General features: G+C 51.6%; 11 protein-coding genes. 2 read left to right on the top strand and 9 right to left on the bottom strand.

Going from position 1 to position 14,192, the window contains the following annotated elements; all coding sequences use genetic code 11:
- Nucleotides 1-257 precede the first annotated feature (257 nt).
- The 8 genes from mraY to mraZ form a co-directional block, all read right to left on the bottom strand.
- Entirely contained in the window at nt 258-1,214 is a 957-nt protein-coding gene (gene mraY, locus ACFOLF_RS06535; protein ID WP_210046575.1) for a phospho-N-acetylmuramoyl-pentapeptide-transferase, read from the bottom strand.
- A 12-nt stretch (nt 1,215-1,226) separates the two neighbouring features.
- Complete coding sequence (locus tag ACFOLF_RS06540) at nt 1,227-2,684, bottom strand: UDP-N-acetylmuramoyl-tripeptide--D-alanyl-D-alanine ligase (RefSeq protein ID WP_210046576.1); 1,458 nt, start codon at nt 2,682-2,684, stop codon at nt 1,227-1,229.
- Nucleotides 2,681-4,168, bottom strand: coding sequence for a UDP-N-acetylmuramoyl-L-alanyl-D-glutamate--2,6-diaminopimelate ligase (locus tag ACFOLF_RS06545; RefSeq protein ID WP_210046577.1), 1,488 nt, complete (start codon nt 4,166-4,168; stop codon nt 2,681-2,683). The genes ACFOLF_RS06540 and ACFOLF_RS06545 overlap by 4 nt, the downstream gene beginning before the upstream one ends.
- A 112-nt stretch (nt 4,169-4,280) precedes the next feature.
- A complete protein-coding gene (locus tag ACFOLF_RS06550) occupies nt 4,281-6,218 on the bottom strand; it encodes a stage V sporulation protein D (protein WP_210046578.1) in 1,938 nt (645 codons plus the stop codon).
- A 112-nt stretch (nt 6,219-6,330) separates the two neighbouring features.
- Complete coding sequence (locus ACFOLF_RS06555) at nt 6,331-8,526, bottom strand: penicillin-binding transpeptidase domain-containing protein (RefSeq protein WP_210046579.1); 2,196 nt, start codon at nt 8,524-8,526, stop codon at nt 6,331-6,333.
- Between the two features lie 11 nt (nt 8,527-8,537).
- Nucleotides 8,538-8,942, bottom strand: coding sequence for an FtsL-like putative cell division protein (locus tag ACFOLF_RS06560; protein ID WP_210046580.1), 405 nt, complete (start codon nt 8,940-8,942; stop codon nt 8,538-8,540).
- Between the two features lie 58 nt (nt 8,943-9,000).
- Complete coding sequence (rsmH, locus tag ACFOLF_RS06565; protein WP_210046581.1) at nt 9,001-9,933, bottom strand: 16S rRNA (cytosine(1402)-N(4))-methyltransferase RsmH; 933 nt, start codon at nt 9,931-9,933, stop codon at nt 9,001-9,003.
- Nucleotides 9,934-10,004: 71 nt separating this feature from the next.
- On the bottom strand, nt 10,005-10,436 hold the full coding sequence (gene mraZ, locus ACFOLF_RS06570) for a division/cell wall cluster transcriptional repressor MraZ (protein WP_210046590.1): 432 nt from the start codon (nt 10,434-10,436) through the stop codon (nt 10,005-10,007).
- A gap of 238 nt (nt 10,437-10,674) precedes the next feature.
- Between mraZ and ACFOLF_RS06575 the strand changes: the two genes are divergently transcribed.
- A complete protein-coding gene (locus ACFOLF_RS06575; RefSeq protein ID WP_210046582.1) occupies nt 10,675-10,920 on the top strand; it encodes a hypothetical protein in 246 nt (81 codons plus the stop codon).
- A gap of 73 nt (nt 10,921-10,993) precedes the next feature.
- Here ACFOLF_RS06575 and ACFOLF_RS06580 read toward each other — a convergent pair whose 3' ends face one another.
- Entirely contained in the window at nt 10,994-12,064 is a 1,071-nt protein-coding gene (locus ACFOLF_RS06580; protein WP_210046583.1) for a DUF4349 domain-containing protein, read from the bottom strand.
- Between the two features lie 661 nt (nt 12,065-12,725).
- On the opposite strand from ACFOLF_RS06580, the gene ACFOLF_RS06585 reads away from it, so the two are divergent.
- Nucleotides 12,726-13,846 (top strand): IS3 family transposase gene (locus tag ACFOLF_RS06585; RefSeq protein ID WP_210047218.1). Its coding sequence is split into 2 segments (ribosomal slippage): nt 12,726-12,975 and nt 12,975-13,846, totalling 1,122 coding nucleotides; the frame shifts between segments, so codons are not numbered across the junction.
- Nucleotides 13,847-14,192: the final 346 nt, after the last annotated feature.

Genomic DNA, 14,192 nt, shown 5'->3' on the forward strand with positions numbered 1-14,192 from the left:
TGGACACGCTTTTACTTTTGGAGCTGGTCGCCCCTCTTCGGGGCGATTGTCGGCGCCTGAGGCGCCTTGTCCCTTGCGGGACTTTTAAGGCTCGGCACCTTCGGCGCCTTGTCCCTTGCGGGACTTTTAAGGGCTCGGCACCTTTGGTGCATTGTCCCTTGCGGGACTTTTAAGGGCTCGGCACCTTTGGTGCCTTGTCCCTTGGCGGGACTTTTAAGGCTCGGCGCTTGAGGCGCCTTGTCCCTTGCGGGACTTTTTTATCGGCCCAGAACGAGGCCGATAGCTGCCAGGATGAGCGATACGAACCAGAAGGACGTGACGACGCGCCATTCGCCCCAGCCCGATAGCTCGAAGTGATGATGGATCGGGCTCATCTTGAAGATTCGCTTGCCGCGAAGCTTGAATGAGGCGACCTGCAGAATCACCGAAAGCATTTCGATGACGAATACGCCGCCGATAAGGACAAGCAGAATTTCCGTTTTCGTCAAGATCGCAACTGCCGCCATGCCGCCGCCAATGCCCAATGAACCGGTGTCGCCCATGAAGACTTTGGCCGGATGGGCATTGAAGATCAGGAAGCCCAGCAGGGCGCCGATCATGGCGGCTGAGAAAATTGCGGATTCATGCTCGCTTGCATGCAGAGCCAGGATGGTAAAGGCGGCGAAAGCAATCGCGCCTGTGCCTGCCAGCAATCCGTCGACGCCATCGGTGAAGTTGACGGCGTTGGTGGTGCCGAAGAGCATGATGACGACAAAGGGATAATAGAACCAGCCGAAATCAAATTGTATCGTTGTACTGGGAATGCCCACGACGGTGCTGTGATTCATTTGATAGAGCAGGACACAGATTATAATGGAAAAGATGAGCTGGCCGATCAGCTTTTGCTTAGCGGTTAAGCCCAGTGATCGCTTGAATACGATTTTAATATAATCATCAAGAAATCCGATAAGTCCGAAACCCAGCGATGCAATAAGTAGTACCCAAAATTCCGGTGTAATCTCTGAAAATTTCAAAAAGCTGAGCAGCAGCGCCAGCATAATGATGATGCCGCCCATAGTCGGCGTGCCTTTCTTCTTCAGATGGCTCTGCGGCCCGTCCGTCCGGATCTGCTGGCCGAATTTAAGCCGTCTAAGCAGCGGGATGAACAAAGGTCCGAGCAAAACCGCAAGGAGAAAAGAAGCGCCAATTGACAGCAGGATGACCTTGATGTCCATGTTGTCACCTCATCATACACGCTGCAGCGCGTGGACGATTTCTTCCATACGCATGCCTCGTGAGCCTTTCACTAATACAAGATCCTCCGGTGTCAATGAGGCGCGAAGGCACTCGATCAACTGCTCTTTATCTTCAAAAGCGACCACCGGCGCTTCGGTTTGCAAAGATGAAGGATCGCTCAGCGTCCCGCTGCTCTCTTCCGCTCCCGCATTTTTCTCAAATGATTTGGAAGCTGCGGAGGCAGTGTGGCGGGATAGCGCTCCATAGGTCAGCAAGCGATCCGCCTTGTATGGGGTAATGTAATCGCCAATATCGGCGTGAAGCTCCGCATCCTGTGCGCCAAGCTCCAGCATATCCCCGAGAACCAGCCATTTGCGCCGGTAACCTGTCAGCTGCGCCACCAGATCAACCGCTGCGCGGACCGCCGTCGGATTGGCGTTATAAGCATCATTAAGCACCATTGCCCCGTTGTATGCCCGCACCGGTTCAATACGCATCCCCGTCAACCGCAATCCTTCGAAGCCCTCGCGGATTTTCTCCGCCGGAATGCCAAGGGCTCTGCCTACGGCTACCGCTGCCAGCGCATTGGACACGTTATGATGTCCGGGAACCGGGAGCGACAAGCGGTTGAAAGATTCCAGTCCATTGACGTCAAAAGCGGAGGATATCGCGTCCACCTCGACATGGACGGCGTTCCAGTCATTGCCTTGCCCCAAACCAAAGGTCTGCCTCCTGAGCGTATCAGGCAGATTCAGTGCTTCTACTCCAGCATGCAGCAAAGGCTCATCGCCGTTGAACAGGAGCAGTCCGCCTTCCCGAAGCCCTGCGACAATTTCCAGCTTGGCCTTCGCAATGCCTTCCCGCGACCCGAGCTGCAGCAGATGCGCATCCCCGATATTGGTAATGACAACGATATCCGGCTTGGCTATGCAGGTGAGCAGCTCGATTTCGCCAAAACCGCTCATTCCCATTTCCAGCACGACCACATCAACCGATTCATCCAGCTGCAGGACGGTAATCGGCAGCCCGATATGATTGTTCAGATTGCCTTCGGTTTTATGTACCCGGAAGACGCCTGATAACACGGAGGCTACCATATCCTTGGTTGTCGTCTTGCCGTTGCTTCCCGTAATCCCGACAACGCGCAAATTCAGCTCTTCCCGGTAGGATGCGGCTAATCGCTGCAGAGCCGTAAGCGGGTCGTCCACCAGAAGCAGAGGCTCGTCAATCAGCGCCTCCGGTATCGACCGGTTGGACTGCCAGAGCAGCGCAGCAGCCCCGCCCGCAAGGGCGTTGGCGGCAAAATCATGTCCGTCAAAATTATAGCCGGCGAGCGGAATATAAAGCTGGCCGGGCTGAACATCTCGTGAATCCCTGGTTACGCCGGTTATGGCAATTTCGGCAAACCGGTTGTTTGTCAACGTTCCACCGCACATGTCGGCAATGGCGCCTAACGTTCGTTTTATCACAGTCTGAGACTCCTTATCGCTTCTTTGGCCACAACGCGATCATCAAAGTCGTGCGTCTGATCCCCGATGATCTGATACGTCTCATGACCTTTCCCCGCAATCAATATTACATCGTCGGGGCTGGCCATATCAACCGCTTTTTGGATCGCCGCATGACGGTCCGCCAGCAGCTCGTAACGGTCTCCGGGCACCCCGTCCCCGATGAGCCCGACTTCAATATCCTTCAGGATTTGCGCCGGATCCTCGGTGCGCGGATTGTCGGAGGTCACGATCGCATAGTCGGCGTAACGGCCGGCAATCGAGCCCATAAGCGGACGTTTCGTCCGGTCCCGGTCGCCGCCGCAGCCAAATACGCAGATAATTCTTCCTGAGGCTACCTCTTTGACCGCTGCCAATACATTTTCCAGGCCATCGGGCGTATGCGCGTAATCGACAATGACGGCGAATGGCTGGCCGGCATTAACTGCCTCGACTCTCCCCGGAACTCCCGGCAGGCTCTCCAGACTTGCTTTGATCTGCGCAAGCGGAACCTCTTCGATCAATGCAGCGCCTATTGCGGCCAAAGCATTATAAACGTTGAACTTCCCGGTCATTTGCAGCGTAATATCCGCTTCTCCCTTGAATGTGTTCACATGAAAGGACGTTCCATGCGCGGTAATCCGTACATGGGTCGCGCGAATATCTGCTTCCTGATCCACACCATAGGTAATGACTTCAGCGGCCGTAGCTTTGGCAAATCCCTCAGAAGCCTCATCATCGGCATTCAACACCGCAAATGTTCGGTCGCCCTGAGAATTGGCATACTCGTTGCCGAGCCGGGAGAACAACAGCTCCTTGGCTGCAGCGTAACGCTCCATTGTATAATGATAATCCAAATGATCCTGCGTGAGGTTGGTAAATATTGCCGTCCGGTAACGGCAGCCCTTTACACGCCCCTGCTCCAGCGCATGCGAGGATGCCTCCATGACGCAGTAATCGCTTCCTGACTCCACCATTCCGGCCAGGCTGCGCTGAAGCTCCAGCGCCTCGGGCGTCGTGCCCGACATTGGATAGGATCGGCCGCCATAGCGCATTTCTACCGTTCCGATCACACCCGGGCTGAAGCCTGCATCAGCCAGAATGCGTTCAATCAAATAAGTCGTTGTTGTTTTCCCGTTCGTTCCCGTTACGCCGATCAGCTTCAATTTGTGGCTGGGCTGTTCAAAATATATATCGGCAATGACTGCCATCGCGAGACGACAGTCCTTGACGAGAATTTGCGGAATGCCGACCGGCAGCTCCCGGTCCACCACCAGCGCTGATGCCCCAAGTTCCATCGCCTGGGGCGCAAAGTCATGACCATCCTGCGTATGGCCCGGCAGGCAGATAAACAAGTCGCCTGCCGATACTTTGCGGGAATCGATTTGGATTCCGTTGATTTGTGTGTTCTTATCGCCAATAAGTCGTGCTGTAAGCAGCAATTCGGCTATTTGTTCCAAACGCATGGGTCAGTTCCTCCACCCCGGCCTTTTTGATCATGTCCCGGCCCTGTAATAGGTTCTATTATTCTTGCTGCCATATCACCCGTACCTGTTATACATTCTCTTACCAGTATAGTCAAGGATGATTGCTTTCATCATCCTTGGCCAAATAAATGCGGATCGTCGAGCCCCGCTCCACCCGTGATCCTGCAGCCGGTGCCTGCCTGATTACGGTGTCTCCGCTGCCGGCTGACGTCAGATTGAAATTCATATTCATATCCTCGTAAATATCGGATACTGTCTTGCCTACAAGATTCGGAACCGTAACGATTGGCGTTTCGCCATATTTGTAATCCCGCTCGATCTGCTTCTTACGAGGCTCAATTCCCATATAGGGCAGGGCATCCGCAAGGATGTTATGCACAATAGGGGCGGCAACGACGCCGCCAAACTGAATGCCCTGCGGATTGTCGACCGCCACATACACGACAATCTTGGGATCGTCCGCAGGTGCGAAGCCGATGAAGGACACGATATGCTCATTGGGCGAGTACCGCCCATTGATAACTTTCTGCGCCGTACCGGTTTTACCGCCAACCCTGTAGCCATCCAGAAAAGCATTGCGCCCCGTTCCTTTGGCCACCACGCTCTCCAGCGCCTCCCTTACCTGCTGGCTGGTTTTCTCCGAGATCACCTGCCGCACGGCCTCCGGCTCCACCGTTTCGACCGTTTCACCGGTTTCCGGGTTGATCCAGGCTTTGGCAACATGCGGCTTGTACAGCGTTCCGCCGTTGACTGCCGCCGAGACCGCCGTAATCTGCTGGATCGGCGTTACGGAGACCCCTTGGCCGAAGGCGGTTGTCGCCAGCTCCACCGGGCCGACCTGGCTCATCTTGAACATGATCCCGTTCTCTTCGCCGCCGAGGTCAATGCCGGTCTTGGTGCCGAAGCCAAAGTCCTTGATATACTGAAACAATTTATCTTTGCCAAGCCGGTTGCCCAGCGCGACAAAACCGGGATTGCATGAATTTTGCACAACCTCCAGAAACGTCTGTGAGCCGTGACCGCCCTTCTTCCAGCAGCGCAAGCGGGCTCCGCCGACTTCCACGAATCCTGGATCATAGAAGTGATCATTGGTTAAGTTTACCTTGCCTTCTTCAAGCGCAGCGGAAAGCGTAATAATCTTGAATGTCGAACCCGGCTCATAGGTCATCCAAATGGGCAAATTCCGGTTGTACACCTGTGGATCAACATCACGATATTTATCCGGCTCGTACGTAGGACGGCTAGCCATTCCAAGAATTTCTCCCGTACTCGGGTCCATCGCAATCGCCATGATGTCGTCCGCCTGGAATTTAACCATGGCCTGATCCAGCTCGCGTTCCATAATGGACTGGATTTGCTTATCAAGGGTCAGTTCCAGATTCAGACCATCCTTGGGCTTCAGATAAGAATCAGCAGAGCCCGGCATTTGCCGGCCTTTCGCGTCAGAGAGAAATGAAATATTCCCGTTGATTCCGGAAAGCATGTCATTGTACTGCGCTTCAATACCGGTCAAGCCCTGATTGTCGATCCCGGTAAAGCCCAGCACATGCGAAGCAAAGCTGCCCATGGGATAATAACGTTTGTTATCCTCCGCCACAACAACGCCCGGCAGTGCCAAATCGCGTATCAATTGGGCCTTGTCCGTTGTGATTTTCCGGCCTCCGGGCTGAATACGGACGATCAACTGTTTTTTCGTAATGGTCGTCAGCACGGCGTCTTCCGTCATGTCGAGCACTCTCGCAAGCTCTGCTGCCGTCTTCTGCGCATCCTTGATCTGGGCGGGAATCGCCATAATCGTCGGCGAGCTTATATTATACGCAAGCTTGGTTCCGTTTCGGTCCCATATTTCCCCCCGCTTGGCCGAGAAAGGAATTTCCCTCCGCCAGGAGTTTTCCGCTTTTGACGCGAGCTCCTCGCCCTTCCACAATTGCACGTAAGCGAGCCTGCCTATAAGGAGCGCAAAAGAAGCGACAGCGATGATCAGCGCGATAAATAAGCGCCGCCTTACGGTAACATTCGAAATTTTCACCTGCAATCCCCTCCGAATAGCACGTAAAACGGGAACATACGCACATCCGTTTCCTAATCCAAGCCTATTCGGTTTAAAAAGGGGTTAGAACAAGCTATCCTTTACCGGCATCTTACTCTTTCTTGTCTTCCTCCTGCTTTTCCGCATCCCCGTCCTCTGTTGATGTCTGGTCTGCGGGAGGAGCCAATGTGAGCTTCAAGACCTTTTCGCCTTTCAGCTGGGCAAGTGTCTGCGAGGTGACAAAACCTTGTCCCTCAGTCACACATTTGATTTGCAGCAGCGTGCAGATTTCCATTGCGTCGCGCAGGGACAGACCGCTCATATTCGGAATCGCGAGCTCGCTCCGGTTCTCCGTGATCAAATAAACACGCTGCGTGGGATTGACCGCTGAATTTGCTTTTGGAATTTGCTGCAAAATTTTATTGCCCTTGCCGATGACCTCGGGTGTAAGCGAACGCGAGGTAAGCTGTGCCTTGGCCTGATCGAGAGTAAGATTGGTCAGCTCCGGCAGTGTGACGGTCAAGTCCTTCGCTGCGGATTCCTTGGCAGGCTCAACTGTTGGACTGACGCCCATATGGCGCAGACTTTGCAGCACTATTTTTTTGAAAACCGGCGCCGCAACCGCCCCGCCGCCCAGTAGCTTGTCTTCCGGCGCATCGGCTACCACATACACAGCGATTCTGGGCTTTTCCACCGGTGCGTAACCAATGAAAGATACGACATATTGATCACTGGAATATGCACCGTTTACAACCTTTTGGGCTGTCCCTGTCTTGCCTGCGATGCGGTAGCCTTCGATGTAGGCGTTTCTCCCTGTGCCAATCTCTTGGTCAGAGACGACCTGCTCCAAATATCCGCCCACCAGTTCCGCGGACTTATCGGAAATAACCTCACGAACGACCTTCGGCTTCGTAACGACAGATGTTTTGGCCACCGGATCATCGATTTCCTTGATCAGATGCGGCTGCATCAGCTTGCCTCCGTTCGCGATAGCAGCAACGGCCGTAACCTGCTGAATCGGCGTAACCTGCACCTTCCCCTGACCGAATGAAGCATTTGCGACATCCCTTGCGATATTTGGATTAATGGTAATGGAGCCAGCCGCTTCACCCGGCAGTTCGATATTCGTTTTCTCATTGAATCCAAACTTCTTGATATAATCCATCAGGCGGTCCGCTTTGAGTTTCTCATAACCAAGCTTGACGAAAGCCACGTTACTGGATCGCTTGAGTCCTTCCAGATACGTAATATCGCCCCAGCCGCCACGTTTGATATCGTTAACCTGCTGCTTTCCTACCTGAATCGATCCGGACATATAATGATCATTGGGATCAAACAGTCCTTCCTGAACGGCCCCCGCCAGCGTTACGATTTTGAATGTCGAACCGGGCTCATAAAGAGCTCTAATCGCGCTGTTATAGAAATCCGACGGCTGCGCCTTTCCATATTCGTTAGGGTTAAAGTCCGGCAGGTTCGCCATCCCCAAAATGTCCATCGTTTGCGGATCTACGGCGATCGCCGTCATGCTTTTCGGATGAAATTCATTCCAAGCTTCCCTGAGCGCCTCTTCGACATAATACTGAATATCCGAATCAATGGTCAGCTTGACATTCTTTCCATCCACGGAAGGATTGAATTTGACCGTTCCATCCTCCAGAATGACGCCATTGCCGTCCCTTTCATAAACGATCTCGCCTTCCTTGCCGCTTAATTCCGTGTCCAGCGATTTCTCAAGCCCCATAACAGGCACGCCTTGGTTGTTCATATAACCGACGATATGGGAAGCCATATTGTTCTTCGGATAATACCGCTTCTTATCCTCTGTCAAATAAATGCCGATATCCGGCTCTTTGGTCTGCTTCATCAATTCGTCTCTATATTTCTCAATCCGGTCCTTGACTTCCTTATCCACCTGCCAGCCCTTCTGGCGCACCTCGCGGTTGACATAAAACTCTCCCTTATCGTTCTTCGCGGTTACAATCTCCTGAAGGTCGCTTTCCGATGTTCCCAGAATCGTGTGAAGCTTGCTTACGATCTGGTCTTCCAGTTTGAGCTTGTTGATAAGCTTCGGATTAACCGAGACGTTGTAAGCCAGCACATCCATCGCCAGGACATTGCCATCCCTGTCGGAGATGGTTCCCCTGGTTGGAACCAGCTTCTCCGATCTGGACCAGACATCCCGGGCTTTATCCGCCCAGTAATCGGCCTTGACAACCTGGACCCAATAGATTCGGCCTACGAGAACAACAAAAAAGAGGGTAATCAACCCTCCGACCAGCAGCGTACGCAGTTTTATCCTTTTTGTCATAGCTGATCACCTTATTCCTTATTCATTGCGGTTTCTGTCTCTTTACTCCCTGTTCTCACCTTGATCGGTTCGTTAGGATCCTCGACCATACCCTGCATCTTGGCCTGATCCTGAATGGTCTCGGGATTTTTCAGCGTTTCCACCTGTTTCTTGAGCTCTTTCATCTCTACCTGCATCGTCGTATAATCTCGCGTCATATCTTTGATTTTCTTATCCATTTCATAGATTTGCGCGTAACGGAAAATAATGACCCCCGCAACAATGACACAAACAATAATCGTGAACAGATAAAGCAGCTTTTCTTGCACAGGCATGGATTTCCGTTTAATCTGAACTTTCTTCGTCTCGCGGTACTGCTGCTTAGGGTCCGGTTTGCGTTTCGGTTGAAGTGCAAGATTGCCGTTTACGTAAGCCATTTTGTTCCTCCCTATTGTCCTATCTTCTTGCCTGATTTAACGCTCTGCTCAACTTAATTTATAATTTCTCGGCAATCCGGAGTTTTGCCGACCGCGCTCTGGGATTCTGTTCAAGCTCTTGTTCGCCCGGCACAATCGGTTTGCGGTTAACCAGCTTCAGCCGGCCGCTGCGCCCGCATACACAAATCGGAAAGTCCGGCGGGCATGTGCAGGTCTCCACATATTTCGCGAACATCTGCTTGCAAATTCTGTCTTCGAGGGAATGAAAGGTAATAACCGACGCTCTTCCTCCGGATTTCAAAACATTAATGGTTTGTTCCAATGCTGATTCTTCCGCTCCCAATTCATCGTTCACCGCGATGCGCAGAGCCTGGAAAGTCCGTTTGGCCGGATGCGGCCCGGTCCGCCTTGTTGCTGCAGGTATGCCGGATTTGATCAGCTCGACAAGTTCCCCCGTATTCTCAATTGGCTTCAGTTCCCGGGCCTGGATGAACTTGCGGGCAATTGACCTGGCAAACCGCTCCTCCCCATAGGTCGAAATGATTCTGGAGATTTCCCGTTCATCCCAGGTATTCACAATTTCTCCTGCTGTCAGATCACCCTGACGATCCATTCTCATATCGAGCGGAGCATCATGGTTATAGCTGAATCCACGCTCCGCTTCATCAAGCTGCGGACTGGACACGCCCAGATCGAATAAGACACCATCAACCCCGTCAATATTCAGTTCCTGCAGAACCTGCTCCAGATCGCGAAAATTCCGTTTGACCAGCGTTACCTTATCGAGGTATGGAGCAAGACGGATCTTCGCGTTATCATGCGCCCATTCATCCTGATCGAGCGCAATAAGACGTCCGCCCTCCCCAAGCTTGGATGCAATGCTTTCACTGTGGCCGGCACCACCGAGCGTACAATCGACATAGATGCCATTCTGCTTGATTGCCAAACCTTCAACCGCTTCTTCTTTGAGCACCGTTATATGTTGAAACAAGCTGCAGCCCTCCCGGCTCAAAGGTACCTTTGCCGTCAAACGGCATGGGCCCGCGTTCTAAAAAAATCATGCTAAAAATTAAAATCAACAAGCTTCTCCGCAATTTCATTGAATGACTCTTCCGATTGCTGAAAGTAGCCCTCCCAAATCGATTTGCTCCAGATTTCCACCCGGTTCGAAACTCCGATCACGACGCATTCTTTGTTGAACTTCGCATACTCACATAATGTATTGGGTACATTTACCCTTCCCTGTTTATCGAGCTCGCATTCAGTCGCACCCGAGAAGAAAAACCGGGAAAACGCCCTGGCGTCCGATTTCATGAGAGGCAGCGACTTCAGTTTTTGCTCCAATACGCCCCACTCGCTCATCGGGTATACGAATAAACAGTTGTCCAGACCACGCGTAATGATGAATTGCTCGCCGAGTCCTTCACGGAACTTGACTGGAATAATGATACGGCCTTTGTCATCAATGCTATGCTGGAACTCCCCCATAAACACGGCCGCTTCACCCCCTTGGTTCAAGCCCGCCACTTTGCCCCACTTTTCACCACTAATGTTGATCTATTCGCCACCTGAAATTGAAATCCTCCTTTTGCATGCAATTATTAAGAATAATTTATGTGATTAATCTTGTTACACTTTTGAAACCTTTTAACAACAAGCTTCGTGTAAGCTAGAGCTATCGAGCCCGACTTCTGTTTACTATTTTGGATAAAAGGAGCGTCCGACTGAAGCCATGATTCCTACCGCCGATCTAAAAATCGAGCTGTTACGCCCGGTCGAACAGCTATGCTACCAGGTAGCCCATTATCTCCTCGGCAATGACTACGATGCGGCAGAAGCCAGCAAAGAAGCGCTTATCGAACTTTATCAAATGCCGCAGTTCGTTGTTTCCAGCGAGGATGAGCGGCAGCGTCTCGCCAAAGCCGCCGCGATCCGCAATGCCCTGCGGCATGTGGGTGATAAAACGCTGGTCCAATAAAAATGAGCTGTCATCTTAAGCCCCAGAAGGCTTTGATGCAGCTCATGCCAGAAATATAAAGGTATTTAATATTTCAATCCTGCTTTTCTTGTTCTTCCGTTTCATTCAGCTTTATTCCGCCTGCCTCTACCGGGTGCCGCCTGCTTCTGCTTTTTCTTCGATAGATGAAATATCCCGGAACACCGATCACCAGAGCTATTGCTATGATTGGCAGCGCCCCCGCTATAACAACAAACAGTCCTTGAACAAAATGATTGATGAATGAAGTGCTGGCCTTCATGGCATCCAGCGAACGATCCAATAAGGGTGGTTTTGCTTGCTGGGACGAATCAGAGAATCCCGCATTTTGATACATCCTCAGCTCAATGGTGGAGAACGACACATTCTGATCCAGATAACGCGTTCTCCCTTTGATTCTTTCGATCTCCAGCTGCACCTCGCTAAGCTGATTGGAGTACTTCAACAGATCATCCGCCTGTGTGGCTTTGTCCATAAACGCAATCAATCTGGCTTCGACCACCTGCCGGGATTTCAGTCTGGCTTCCAGATCCACATACTCCTCGGTCACATCTGTGCCCTTCATGCTGCTTTGATAATCCAGATGCTTCAGCTTCTCCAACTGACTGAGAAAGGATTGGAAGCCTGAAGCGGGAACCTTGATCGTGTAGGTGCCACCCAGCTCATTTGCGGATTTCTGGTCGCCAAACTCCAGAATATAACCTCCTGACAAATGGATAATATTTTTCAGCTCCGTCTGCGACTGGCCATAGTCGCTCACTTCCATCGTGATATTTGCGTGGTAAATCAGCTTGCGGCTGAATCCGTCGGCATCTATGTCTGGGCCTGTGGACATTCCCGTCTCCGCTTCTGCCGTGTTGTTCACCGGCGTTCCGGAAGCGGTATTTGCACTCATACCGCTGTCGGCTGCCGGAACTGCCTGCTCCGTTGCTGCCTCGGAAGATTGCGCCGATTGATTTTGCATACTTGAAGCATTGCTCGTTTGCCTATTTCCTGAATTTCCGCTATCCGTGTTGGAGCTGCTGGATGAGCAGCCTGCCGCAATGAGCAGGATCGCCGAGATTACGGCTGTGATGTACAATTTCAACCCTTTGCGGCGGAGCTTTACAGTGTTGACCATGTTCATTTTGTGATTCCCCCTTTTAGAAAATTGTGGATTTTTTTGTGTATGTTTCCTAGACGGGAATGAGGGGGGATATGTTGCAATTGGAGTGCCCCCCTAAATCCCCCAGAGGGGGACCCCAAGGGCTCCGCCCTCTGGACACCCGAATGGGATAACGTTTGTGCCACTGAGATGAGACCTAGCTGGTGTGTGCCCGGATTCGTTTTCGTCCCTTTGGGACACACTTTTACTTTTTGCGCACCTTGTTGGCCGCTCTGGGCCTATGATTTTTGGATAACGTTTGTGGCATTGAGATGGAGGGAGCCCCCCTAAATCCCCCGGAGGGGGACCCCAAGGGCTCCGCCCTCTGGACACCCGAATGGGATAACGTTTGTGGCATTGAGATGGGAGCCAGTTGGTGTGTGCCCGGATTCGTTTTCGTCCCTTTGGGACACACTTTTACTTTTTGCGCACCCTTGTTGGCCGCTGTGGGCCTATGATCTTTGGATAACGTTTGTGGCAATGAGATGGGGGGAGTCCCCCTAAATCCCCCGGAGGGGGACCCCAAGGGCTCCGCCCTCTGGACACCCGAGTTGGGATAACGTGGATCGTCTACACTTAGTTGGACAGAAAAAATAAGGGCTTGTAGAATGAACCTATCATTATGAAGGAGCGGATCTCTACAATGCCAAAACAAGAACGACGTACCTTTACTCCAGCATTCAAAAAACAACTGGTGGAGCTCTATAAAAATGGGAAGTCCAGAGCGGCGATTGTGGAGGAATATGACCTCACAGCCTCTGCTTTAGACCGCTGGATCAAACAAGATGAGACAAGCGGTTCCTTCAAGGAGAAGGACAATCGCTCGTCAGACGAGAACGAATTGATCGCTTTACGAAAAGAGAACCAGCGTCTGAAAATGGAAGTGGATATTTTAAAGCAAGCAGCGCTGATCATGGGACGAAAGTAGCTATCATCCGGAATAACCGTGATAAATACTCGGTATCAGCAATGTGCGACGTCCTGCAAATTGCAAGAAGTACGTATTACTACGACGCGAAAGAACAATTGAACGAAGACGATATAACCGAAGCGATTGTAGAGATATTCCACAATAACCGAAAAGCTTACGGTACACGAAAGATTAAGGTTAAGCTCCAGGAACGCGGAATCGTCGTTTCCAGACGTAGAATTGGAAGGATTATGAAAGAGCAAGGGCTAGTCTCGACCTACACAGTGGCTCAATATAAGCCCCATAAAACCACTCCTAATGAAGCAACAACAGAGAATGTTTTGGGCCGCGAATTCGAGCAGGAGGAAGCAAAGCGCTTCGTTGTCAGTGATCTGACTTATGTGAAGGTTCAGAACAGGTGGCATTACATCTGTGTGCTGCTCGACTTGTTCAATCGAGAGATCATTGGCCACAGTGCAGGTCCGAATAAAGACGCTGCTCTGATTTCCCGCGCCTTTGCGAGCGTCCAGGGCGATTTGCGTTATATTCAATGGTTTCATACGGACCGTGGCAGCGAGTTTAAAAATCAAAAGATAGACGAGCTTCTAGGTACCTTTGAAATCGGCCGATCTCTAAGTGCGAAAGGCTGTCCATACGACAATGCTGTAGCCGAAGCCACCTACAAAATCATGAAAACAGAGTTCGTAAACCAGATGAACTTCCAGAGCCTTCGTCACTTGGAACTGGAATTAAACGATTATGTTAATTGGTTCAACAAGCATCGCATTCATGGAACATTAGGCTATATGACGCCTATTCAGTATCGCCAAGAAGCCCTTAAAAAGGTTGTCTGATTTACTGTTGACAATCCAAACGTTTGTGCCACTGAGATGGGACCTAGCTGGTGTGTGCCCGGATTCGTTTTCGTCCCTTTGGGACACACTTTTACTTTTTGCGCACCTTGTTGGCCGCTCTGGGCCTAATGATTTTTGGATAACGTTTGTGGCATTGAGATGGGAGCCAGCTGGTGTGTGCCCGGATTCGTTTTCGTCCCTTTGGGACACACTTTTACTTTTTGCGCGCCCTTGTTGGCCGCTGTGGGCCTATGATCTTTGGATAGCCTTGGCGGCAATGAGATGGGGGGAGTCCCCCTAAATCCCCCGGAGGGGGACCCTGAGGGCTCCGCCCTCTGGACACCCG

It is taken from the genome of Paenibacillus sepulcri, assembly GCF_042647105.1.
GTDB classification, from domain to species: Bacteria; Bacillota; Bacilli; order Paenibacillales; family Paenibacillaceae; genus Paenibacillus_Z; species Paenibacillus_Z sepulcri.

Coding starts and splice junctions, on each gene's coding strand:
- ACFOLF_RS06575 (WP_210046582.1), top strand. CDS start 10,675: ATGATTCCTACCGCCGATCTAAAAATCGAGCTGTTACGCCCGGTCGAA.
- ACFOLF_RS06545 (WP_210046577.1), bottom strand. CDS start 4,168: ATGCGTTTGGAACAAATAGCCGAATTGCTGCTTACAGCACGACTTATT.
- ACFOLF_RS06560 (WP_210046580.1), bottom strand. CDS start 8,942: ATGGCTTACGTAAACGGCAATCTTGCACTTCAACCGAAACGCAAACCG.
- ACFOLF_RS06580 (WP_210046583.1), bottom strand. CDS start 12,064: ATGAACATGGTCAACACTGTAAAGCTCCGCCGCAAAGGGTTGAAATTG.
- ACFOLF_RS06555 (WP_210046579.1), bottom strand. CDS start 8,526: ATGACAAAAAGGATAAAACTGCGTACGCTGCTGGTCGGAGGGTTGATT.
- mraY (WP_210046575.1), bottom strand. CDS start 1,214: ATGGACATCAAGGTCATCCTGCTGTCAATTGGCGCTTCTTTTCTCCTT.